Below are 9,414 nucleotides of genomic sequence, written 5' to 3'. Positions count from 1 at the left end.
GCCTTTTCCTATGTTTCTGGGTATGCCTTTGGCTCTGTCTCTGGCTTTGGCTCTGGCTTTGGCTCTGGCTTTGGCTCTGGCTCTGGCTCTGGCTTTGGCTTTGGCCCTGGCTTTTGATTTAGCCCTTCTCCCGCCCGCGGGAGAAGGGTTGGGATGAGGGGAGCTTTGGCTTTGGCTTTGGCTCCAATGCAGCCGCAGCCAGTGCCGCCCTCACTCCCCGGACAATTCCGCCTGGATCTTGCGCCCGCACTCGCGCGCACTCCACAGCACATGCCCGATGACGCTGCGCTGGCCGCAGGCGGCCATCAGCAGCAGCGAGCCGCGGGGCAACTGGATCGATTGCATCAATACCTTGCCCTCGCTGGCCTCCAGCATCAGCACGTCCATCGTGCCCAGCGCCAGCTCGCGGCCAACCGCCGAAGCCAGGGCCAGCATGGCGCTGGTCATGGCGGCCAGGCGTTCGCCACTGGAGGTCTCGGTAGCCGCCTGTGCCAGGACAAAACCGTCGATGCTGGCAACCACCGCGGCACGCACACCATCCACTGAACTGGTGAACTCCTGCAGCCGCTGGTCTATCACGGCAACTTCCCAGTCCTCCAGCAATGCAATCGCCTTGGCCTCAGTCATGGGCACCCACCAGGGCAGCGGCTTCGACCTCACCCATCAGCACATCCATCAGCAGCATCACCGCATCCTCCGAGCGTGCGTCGAACGGCACCAGTGGCAACGGCCGGCCGGCGGTCTTCTGTGCCTGCAGCAGGCAGGCATCGAGGTCCACGTCCGGCACAAGATCGAATTTGGATACACCAATGACCGCCGGAACCGTCCCGGCGTGCTCACGCAGTGCCAGCAGGTAACGCTCCATTTCCTGCGCCACGTCAGGGCTGGAGGCGTCTGCCAGGATCACCACGCCACGCGCGCCTTGCAGCAGCACCGGCCAGATGAAGGAGAACCGCTCCTGCCCAGGTGTGCCGTAAAGGCGCAGCCGATCGCCATTGGGCAGACTCACGTCGGCATAGTCCATCGCCACCGTGGTTACCAGCTTGGAGGAACTGGCGTCGGTATTGAGTACGTCGGTATCAATGACGGTGCCGCCCGCTACAGCACGCACCAGCGTCGACTTCCCTGCCCCCATGGCACCCAGAATCACTACCTTGTGTTCGATCATGCATGGGTCCCTGTACGGTGACGGACGCTGCGCCACATGCGTGCAAGCAGGGCGCTGGCACCAAGCTTGGCCGGCGCAGGCGACGGCGCAGCTGCGGGCTCTGGCACCTGCACCGTGGCATAGCCACACAGGTAGGCCGAGCGCATGAAGGCGCGGGTTGCGTTGCTGTCCACTTCCAGCAGCTCGGTGCATTCGGCCAGGGTGCAGGGCTTCTTCAGCAGCAGCGAACACAGCCTGAAACCATCGTGTTGATGGGCGAGCACACGGAAGTCCGGCCAGCGCAGCAGGCTCACGCGCGCGTTCTGCTGCAGGCGTCGATCAAAATCGGTCCAGTTGTCGCCGTACTGCGCCATCTGCCACAGCAGCGGCCGCAGCGGTTGCCGCGACAGGTTCTCCGCCAAGGCATGGAAGCGCGCCAACGACAGTTCCTGCAGCGCCAACAGCTCGAATACGTCACCCAGTTGCTGGGCAAGGCTGGGACCCTGCGCTGGATGCACGTAGAGCGGCACCATCTGGTCGTGTTCGAAATCAATCAGCAGCTGTGGTTGGCCCTGCAACGACAGCACCGCACGGCCCTGCTTCTCCTGCAGGCGCTGCCGCAACAGACGGGTCACCTGCTTGGCACCGCTGGCCAGATACAGACCATCGGTGGTGGTCGGCGTGGGCGGCGGTGCCAGCGCGTGCTGGATCTGCGCCCGATCCAGATGCAGTTCGCCGCTACTGCGGCCATCGTGCACGGCGCCGGCATCATCGTGCAGCCACAAGCGCATCGCCGGCCGCTTGCTGGCCATGTGTTGGGCAGCGCTGCGCAACGCCGGGGTATCGCGGACCAGGAGCAGGTCGCACTGGTCCAGATCGACACAGCGTTGCAGACCCTCCGGTGGTAGCCCCGCAATCTCCCTCAATCGCCCGAGGAGCGTCTGCTCCTCCCGGGTGTCCGAGCCCACTACCAGCACCCTGGTCATGCCCTCTTCCCCTTTTGACGCGCTCGCGTCATGCGATTCCCTGCGTGTCGAATCAGGCTATTCCAGATGCTGCATGTGAAAGGGTGATTGATCCCACATTTCGATTTTTCAGTGGGCCTTTCCACACCCGACCTTGGTCGCATCTACACGCCGTCATCACGCAGAAACAAGAAAGCCTGCGTCCTTCACGGACACAGGCTTTCAATGTGTAACAGCAGCTACATCACGCCGCCATTGCTCTTACGTTGATCAGCCCTTGAGGCTGGCGATCGCGGCATTGAGGGTGGCACTCGGACGCATTGCCGGGCCGGCCTTGGCCAGGTCCGGACGGTAGTAACCGCCGATGTCCACGGCCTTGCCCTGCACCGCTGCCAGCTCGTCGACGATCTTCTGCTCGTTGCTGGTCAGCACTTCGGCCAGCGGTGCGAACTTTGCCTTCAATGCGGCATCGTCGTTCTGCTCGGCCAGCGCCTGCGCCCAGTACATGGCGAGGTAGAAGTGGCTGCCACGGTTGTCGATGCCACCCAGCTTGCGCGACGGCGACTTGTCGTTGTCCAGGAACTTGCCGTTGGCAGCGTCCAGGGCATTGGCAAGCACGGTGGCGCCCTTGTTGTCGTAACGCTGGCCCAGGTGTTCCAGCGATGCGGCCAGGGCCAGGAACTCGCCCAGCGAATCCCAACGCAGGTAATCCTCTTCGACGAACTGCTGCACGTGCTTCGGCGCCGAGCCGCCAGCACCGGTTTCGAACAGGCCGCCACCGGCCATCAGCGGCACGATCGACAGCATCTTGGCGCTGGTGCCCAGCTCCAGGATCGGGAACAGGTCGGTGAGGTAATCACGCAGCACGTTGCCGGTCACCGAGATGGTGTCCTCACCCTTGCGGGTGCGCTCCAGCGACACGGCGGTGGCTTCTTCCGGCGACAGGATGCGGATGTCCAGGCCGTTGGTGTCGTGGTCCTTCAAATACTTTTCGACCTTGGCGATCACCTGCGCATCGTGGGCACGCTTGGCATCCAGCCAGAACAGCGCCGGAGTGTTGCTCAGGCGCGCGCGGCTGACGGCCAGCTTCACCCAGTCCTGGATCGGCGCGTCCTTGGTCTGGCACATGCGCCAGATGTCGCCGGCTTCGACGGCGTGTTCGAACACCACGTTGCCGGCTTCATCGGTGACCTTGACCACGCCATCGGCAGCGATCTGGAACGTCTTGTCGTGCGAGCCGTATTCCTCGGCCTTCTGTGCCATCAGGCCGACGTTCGGCACCGAGCCCATGGTGGCCGGGTTGAACGCGCCGTGCGCCTTGCAGTCTTCGATAACGGCCTGGTACACGCCGGCGTAGCAGCGGTCCGGAATGACGGCCTTGGTGTCCTGCAGCTTGCCTTCGGCATTCCACATCTTGCCGGAGTCACGGATCATCGCCGGCATCGAGGCGTCGACGATCACGTCCGACGGCACGTGCAGGTTGGTGATGCCCTTGTCCGAGTTGACCATGGCCACGGCCGGACGCTTGGCGTACTCGGCGGCGATGTCGGCCTTGATCGCTTCCTGCTCGGCTTCCGGCAGCTGCGACAGGCGCGCGTACAGGTCGCCGATGCCGTTGTTGGAATCGAAACCAATCTGGGCGAGGCTGGCGGCGTGCTTGGCCAGCACGTCCTTGTAGAACTCGTCGACCACGACGCCGAACATGATCGGGTCGGAGACCTTCATCATGGTCGCCTTCAGGTGCAGCGAGAACAGCACGCCCTGCTCCTTGGCATCGGCGATCTGTGCATCAACGAATGCCGCCAGCGCCTTGCGGTTCATCACCGAGGCGTCGACGATCTCACCGGCCTTGACTGCGGTCTTGGCCTTCAGCACGACGGTGTTGCCGTCGTTCTGCACCAGCTCGATCTTCAAGCTGCCGGCGTTGGCGACGGTGGCCGACTTCTCGCTGCCGTAGAAATCACCGCCGTCCATGTGCGCGACGTGCGACTTGGAGTCTGCAGTCCATGCGCCCATGCGGTGCGGATGCTTGCGGGCATAGTTCTTCACCGACAGCGGTGCGCGGCGATCGGAGTTGCCTTCGCGCAGCACCGGGTTGACCGCGCTGCCCTTGATCTTGTCGTAGCGGGCCTGGATGTCACGCGACACGTCGTCGGTCGGTGCGTCCGGGTAGTTCGGCAGGATGTAGCCCTGTTCCTGCAGCTCCTTGATCGCGGCCTTGAGCTGCGGCACCGAGGCCGACACGTTCGGCAGCTTGATGATGTTGGCTTCCGGCTTGGTGGCCAGCTCGCCCAGTTCGGCCAGATCATCGCTGATCTTCTGCTCGTCCTTCAGGAAGTCCGGGAACTGCGACAGGATGCGGCCGGACAGCGAGATGTCGCGGGTTTCGACGGCAATGCCGGCGGTCGCGGTAAAGGCATCGACGATGGGCAGCAGCGACTGCGTGGCCAGGAACGGAGCTTCGTCGGTGAGCGTGTAGATGATCTTCGGCGTATTCGACATGGGGGCAAAAACTCTCTTGCTGACGGATGCGGTGCGTGGAATGGCAGCGGCGATGGGCCGGCGCACGACCATCCAGTGGGCCGGCGCGCAAACCCCATCCAACTGCCGGATGGGGAAACCCTCACATTGTCGCGTTTTCGACCGGGCCGGGCAAAGCAAACCCATACGCAGAGGTAGGGAGTGGCGGGCCTGTTGCAGTGCAAGCCCGCGCAGGCCTTGTGCCGTCTTGCTCATGTCGCTCACGGCAGTGGTGGTCTCACCTGCAACCACCCGCGCCATACATGGAACAGGTGCACACAGTGCGCAAACCGCGGCTTCACGCAGCGGCACGGTGCTTTCTGTGGGAGCGGCGTCAGCCGCGACGCTGAGGTTGCCCGAATGCCTTCTTCATCCGATGGTGTCCCTGCTTCGCGGCTGACGCCGCTCCTACAACAAGCGTTTACGGTTGATGCAAAAAAAAGGCGCAGCCTGGTGGCTGCGCCCATGCGTATCACCGACGGGAGAGAGTTCGCCGGCTTACGCCTTGCTCACTTCACCTCGAACTGCTGCTGCGTACCGGCAGCCTTGCCGTCGACGGTGACGTCTGCGGTGTACTTGCCGGCCGGCCACGGCGTTGCCTTAGTGAATTCGATATTGGTGGTACCAGCGTCGGTCGCGTTGAGCGTGGCGCTCTGCTCACCGGCAACCTGGCCATCCTGATAGGTCAACTTGGCGGCCACCGGCACATTGCTGGCGGTACCACTTGTCTTGACCGAGACGATGATCTTGTCCTTGGCAGCCAACACCGCAACCGGTGCCACCGACAGATCAGCGGCAGCTGCGTTGCCGACGGTCACCGAAGTCACTGCGAGAGCGGGCGCGGCAGGTGCGGACTCAACCATCGGTGCCGGGGCTGCAGCAACCGGCGGCGGTGGCGCGACCTCTTCTTCCTTCTTCTTGCAACCAACCAGCGCAACCGCACCGACCACCGCGATCATCAAGGCACTGCTAAGCGAAGTCTTCTTCATGAATTGCTCCGAATCTGGTTTGAAAGTTCGTACGTAGCGGCGTCGGGGATCAGCCCTGACGCGCAGGAATCTTCAGTATCTGCCCGGGCCGGATCTTGTCCGGATCATCGAGGACGTCACGGTTGGCATCGAAGATTTTCTTCCAAGCGTTACCATCGCCAAGCAGGTTCTTGGCGATCTTGGACAGGTTGTCGCCGCTCTGCACCGTGTAGTGCTGCTCGCCGACGATCTCTTCAGTGCTGGTCACGGTAGCCGTGACATCGGAGAAATCAGCTTTCTGTACCACCTGCTCGGTACTGCTGACTGCCCCGGTGACATCGGAAAAGTCGGCTTTCTTTTCAGTACTGCTCATCCAGGTTGCTCCTCCGTGACTGACGGGAGCAACGATTGCATGAGGCCTGTTAAGGTTTCATCGCGTCCACGTAAAAACCTGCGTACGCAGCTGAATGTTTATTGACGCAGGTCGCGGATCGGCGCGCTGGCGACCAGACCCGGACTGGCCCGACGCGGATTGATGTCCAGGCCGCCGCGGCGGGTATAGCGCGCCTCCACTTCCAGGGTGACGGGCTGGCAACGCAGGCTCAGCTCCAGGAAGATCCGCTCCACGCACTGTTCGTGGAACTCGGCGTGGTCGCGGTAGCTGACCAGGTAACGCAGCAGGCCTTCACGGTCGATGCGCGGGCCCTGGTAACGGATGCTGACGCTGGCCCAGTCCGGCTGGCCGGTCACCGGGCAGTTGGACTTGAGCAGCGCCGAGACCAGGGTCTCATTGACCACCGTAACGGCATCGGCCAGCAGCAGGTTTGCATCGGGCGGGCCATAGCTGTCGATGGCGACATCCAGGTGGTCAATGCTCTCACCTGCCGCCTGTTCGACCGGCGGCAGGCCGAACTCCACCCGCACATCGGCACCGGCGCAGGCCGACAGATCGGTGGCAATGCGCTCGCGCACGGCTTCGGCACGGTTGAAACGTGCCCCGTTGAGCGAGTTCAGGTACAGCTTGAGCGACTTGGACTCGATCAGGTTCGGCGAGGCACCCGGCACGTACAGGGTTGCGGTTTCCACGCAGGGCTTGCCGCGCGCGTCCAGCCAGCCCAGCTCATAGATATGCCAGCGGTCCTCGCCGACGAACGGCAGTTCGCTGCCCAGACCGATCTCGGCACGGGCGCCAGCGCGCGGGATCGGGAACAGCAGACTGGCGTCGTACTGGCGGGGGTAGTCGACCTCACGGCCGAGGCTGGAATCTTGGGGAGTGTTCATCGGCCCCATTGTAGTTGCGCCAGCTTGAGCGCCGGATATACCGAGGCGCTCATTCGCAGGAAAACCGGTACCTGGCGCAGCTTCAGTTCAGCAGCCGCGCCCACCACGATTTGCTGGACTTGGCCTGCGGGATCTCCTCACTCACCAGCCGCATCACCTCGCGCTCCGGGTCCAGCGCAGAGGGGCCGTAGACAACGCGGATACGCTCTTCCTCGGTCGCCCCGAGGGTGTCGCCATTGCTGATGACCATTCCGTTCTCGATCAGGTAATCGACGATGCCGGTGAGGCGGCTGAACACGCCTTCGGCAGTTTCCCCGGTCTCGGGAATCTCGATGTCCATCAGGCCCAGCATGTCCATGCCGCGGGTATGGCCGGTCATCACCCCGTCCGGGCGCTGGCCGACATTGATCGCCACCCAGGCGATCGGCAGCGGCTCGGGCAACGTGGCCTGGGTCAGCTCGCGGAACAGGCTTGGCAGCACTACATGATTGGCGCTGCCGAAGTACACCGCCTCGATGCTGTTGGACACGGCCACAGCCGATGCCAGCACGCGACTGAGCAGTGCCGCCTGTGCAACCAGATTGGTTTCCTGCCCGTCGTCGCCAAAGCGCATCACGGTGACGATGGTGTGTGCGGCGTAGTCCACCGGTGCCGGCGTGGCGTCTGGCCACAGCCGGCTGTGCGCACAGATCTGCGCGATGTCATCGCCGATCTGCACCGGGATCGGCATCAACGCGATCAGGTAGTCGGCGTATTCCAGGCACAGCATCGGCGAATCGTCGCCATCGGCATCCTTGTCGAGGGCGCCTTCCGTCGTTGCCTCGCCCACCCGCAGCAGCGATTGGTCCAGGTCGGGCCAATCGCTGCGCATCTGCGCAAGCAGGGCTTCGGCGGTGAGCTGAGGGTCGAGCTGCGACTGCAGCAGCATGGCCAGGCTGGCTGTCATGGAGCGCCTTCTTCCTTGTAGGTAAGCCCCTGACACTACCCGGACTCAACCTGCCTTGTCACCGTGCAGATAATCCAGCGACACCTGCAACAGCGCGCGCAGGCCCACATCCAGTGCCTTTTCGTCGAGCAGGAACTTGGGCGAATGATTGCTCGGCGCGGTAGCCGGATCGATGCCGGCACCAGTGGAACCGACGAAGAAGAACATCGACGGCACCTGCTGTGCGTACAGCGAGAAGTCCTCCGAGCCCATCTGCAGCGGCGGCTCGTAGACGTTGGGCTTGCCCACCACCGCCTGCAGGCTGGGCAGCATGCGCGCGGTCAGTGCCGGATCGTTGACCGTGGCCGGGTTGCCGTCCTTCTCGTAGATGTCGGTGACAGCCGTCGCACCGTGGGCGGCAGCGGTGTGCTCGGCGACGTTGCGCAGGTCGGCGAAGATCTGCTTGCGCATGTCGGGGTCGAAGGTGCGGATGGTGCCGACCATTTCCACCGAGTCGGGGATGATGTTGTAGCGGATGCCGCCCTTGATCGCGCCGAAGGTGAGCACTGCCGGCTGCTTGGACAGGTTGGCGCGGCGGCTGACGATGGTCTGCGCGGTACCGATAAGGTCGGAGGCCGCAACAATCGGGTCAACGCCGTTCCACGGCGCCGAGCCGTGCGTCTGGCGACCATTGACTGTGATGCCAAAGCGATCGGAAGCAGCCATCAGCGGGCCGCCGCGCACGGCGATCTGGCCGGCCTGCACGCTGGAGAACACATGCAGGCCGAACACCGCCTCCGGCTTGAAGTCCTTGAACAGGCCTTCCTTCAGCATCAGGTCGGCACCGCCCTGCTCCGGCGGCGGCGCGCCTTCCTCGGCCGGCTGGAAGATCAGCATCACTTCGCCGGGCAGCGTGTCGCGCATGGCAACCAGCGCGTCGGCCACGCCCAGCAGGGTTGCGGTGTGCGCGTCATGGCCACAGGCATGCATCACCCCGACCTGCTCGCCGCGGTACTCGGCAGTGGCCTTGGAGGCGAACGGCAGGCCGGTCTGTTCGGTGACCGGCAGCGCGTCCATGTCGGCGCGCAGGGCGATCTTCGGGCCGGGCAGGCCGCCCTTGATGATGGCGACAACGCCGTGCACGGCCACGCCGGTCTTCGGGTTCAGGCCCATTGCACGCAGGCGCTCGGCGACCTTGGCCGCGGTGCGTTCTTCGCGGTTGGAGAGCTCCGGATGGGCGTGGAAGTCGCGACGCCAATCCACCACCTGCTGCTGCAGGCGAGTGGCGGCAGCTGCCACCTCGGGACGCTGGGCGGCATCCTGGGCCTGCGCCAGCGGGGCAAGGGCGCAAAGCAAGGCGGACAGCAACACGGTCTTACGGGCCATCAGCAACTCTCCTTCCAATCGGTGACAGGGTGAATGTAGGCCAATCATGGGCCAAGCGCCCGCTGGCAGGGAACCAACACGCTGCAGGCGATCCACCGTAGTGCCGAGCCATGCTCGGCATCGGCCTTCCCCGCAACCACCGGCTTGTGGGAGCGGCGTCAGCCGCGAAGCTGATGGTTCGCCAGATCACAGACCAATTGGTGGCTCCCACCGGGCCGGCTT

The 9,414-nt window shown here is 64.1% G+C and carries 9 protein-coding genes; all 9 read right to left on the bottom strand.

The genetic code is table 11. The features are described from left to right. Window positions 1-210: 210 nt before the first annotated feature. On the bottom strand, window positions 211-627 hold the full coding sequence (locus QMX78_RS17850) for a roadblock/LC7 domain-containing protein (RefSeq protein ID WP_282272047.1): 417 nt from the start codon (window positions 625-627) through the stop codon (window positions 211-213). Next, entirely contained in the window at window positions 620-1,168 is a 549-nt protein-coding gene (locus QMX78_RS17845) for an ATP/GTP-binding protein (protein ID WP_282272045.1), read from the bottom strand. Before QMX78_RS17845 ends, QMX78_RS17850 begins: the two co-directional genes overlap by 8 nt. Continuing rightward, window positions 1,165-2,133 carry a hypothetical protein gene (locus tag QMX78_RS17840; protein ID WP_282272042.1) on the bottom strand — a complete coding sequence of 323 codons (969 nt, stop codon included), beginning with the start codon at window positions 2,131-2,133 and terminating at the stop codon, window positions 1,165-1,167. The genes QMX78_RS17845 and QMX78_RS17840 overlap by 4 nt, the downstream gene beginning before the upstream one ends. Window positions 2,134-2,382: 249 nt before the next feature. Beyond that, the gene (locus QMX78_RS17835; RefSeq protein WP_282272040.1) at window positions 2,383-4,614 is read right to left on the bottom strand and encodes an NADP-dependent isocitrate dehydrogenase; all 2,232 of its coding nucleotides are present in this window, start codon (window positions 4,612-4,614) and stop codon (window positions 2,383-2,385) included. A 527-nt stretch (window positions 4,615-5,141) separates the two neighbouring features. Next, a complete protein-coding gene (locus QMX78_RS17830) occupies window positions 5,142-5,621 on the bottom strand; it encodes a hypothetical protein (protein ID WP_282272038.1) in 480 nt (159 codons plus the stop codon). Window positions 5,622-5,670: 49 nt separating this feature from the next. Continuing rightward, a complete protein-coding gene (locus QMX78_RS17825) occupies window positions 5,671-5,973 on the bottom strand; it encodes a LysM peptidoglycan-binding domain-containing protein (RefSeq protein ID WP_282272036.1) in 303 nt (100 codons plus the stop codon). Between the two features lie 98 nt (window positions 5,974-6,071). Then, window positions 6,072-6,881 carry an NADPH-dependent 7-cyano-7-deazaguanine reductase QueF gene (gene queF / locus QMX78_RS17820; RefSeq protein ID WP_282272033.1) on the bottom strand — a complete coding sequence of 270 codons (810 nt, stop codon included), beginning with the start codon at window positions 6,879-6,881 and terminating at the stop codon, window positions 6,072-6,074. Window positions 6,882-6,963: 82 nt separating this feature from the next. After that, the gene (locus tag QMX78_RS17815; RefSeq protein ID WP_282272031.1) at window positions 6,964-7,827 is read right to left on the bottom strand and encodes a DUF4261 domain-containing protein; all 864 of its coding nucleotides are present in this window, start codon (window positions 7,825-7,827) and stop codon (window positions 6,964-6,966) included. Window positions 7,828-7,872: 45 nt separating this feature from the next. Next, on the bottom strand, window positions 7,873-9,192 hold the full coding sequence (locus QMX78_RS17810) for an amidohydrolase (RefSeq protein WP_282272028.1): 1,320 nt from the start codon (window positions 9,190-9,192) through the stop codon (window positions 7,873-7,875). Window positions 9,193-9,414 lie beyond the last annotated feature (222 nt).

The sequence above is a fragment of the Stenotrophomonas sp. PS02298 genome (assembly GCF_029959445.1).
Taxonomy (GTDB): Bacteria; Pseudomonadota; Gammaproteobacteria; order Xanthomonadales; family Xanthomonadaceae; genus Stenotrophomonas.
Note: the sequence above shows the minus strand (reverse complement) of the source record. Positions and strands in the feature narration are given on the sequence as shown.

Coding starts and splice junctions, on each gene's coding strand:
- QMX78_RS17850 (WP_282272047.1), bottom strand. CDS start 627: ATGACTGAGGCCAAGGCGATTGCATTGCTGGAGGACTGGGAAGTTGCC.
- QMX78_RS17845 (WP_282272045.1), bottom strand. CDS start 1,168: ATGATCGAACACAAGGTAGTGATTCTGGGTGCCATGGGGGCAGGGAAG.
- QMX78_RS17840 (WP_282272042.1), bottom strand. CDS start 2,133: ATGACCAGGGTGCTGGTAGTGGGCTCGGACACCCGGGAGGAGCAGACG.
- QMX78_RS17835 (WP_282272040.1), bottom strand. CDS start 4,614: ATGTCGAATACGCCGAAGATCATCTACACGCTCACCGACGAAGCTCCG.
- QMX78_RS17830 (WP_282272038.1), bottom strand. CDS start 5,621: ATGAAGAAGACTTCGCTTAGCAGTGCCTTGATGATCGCGGTGGTCGGT.
- QMX78_RS17825 (WP_282272036.1), bottom strand. CDS start 5,973: ATGAGCAGTACTGAAAAGAAAGCCGACTTTTCCGATGTCACCGGGGCA.
- queF (WP_282272033.1), bottom strand. CDS start 6,881: ATGAACACTCCCCAAGATTCCAGCCTCGGCCGTGAGGTCGACTACCCC.
- QMX78_RS17815 (WP_282272031.1), bottom strand. CDS start 7,827: ATGACAGCCAGCCTGGCCATGCTGCTGCAGTCGCAGCTCGACCCTCAG.
- QMX78_RS17810 (WP_282272028.1), bottom strand. CDS start 9,192: ATGGCCCGTAAGACCGTGTTGCTGTCCGCCTTGCTTTGCGCCCTTGCC.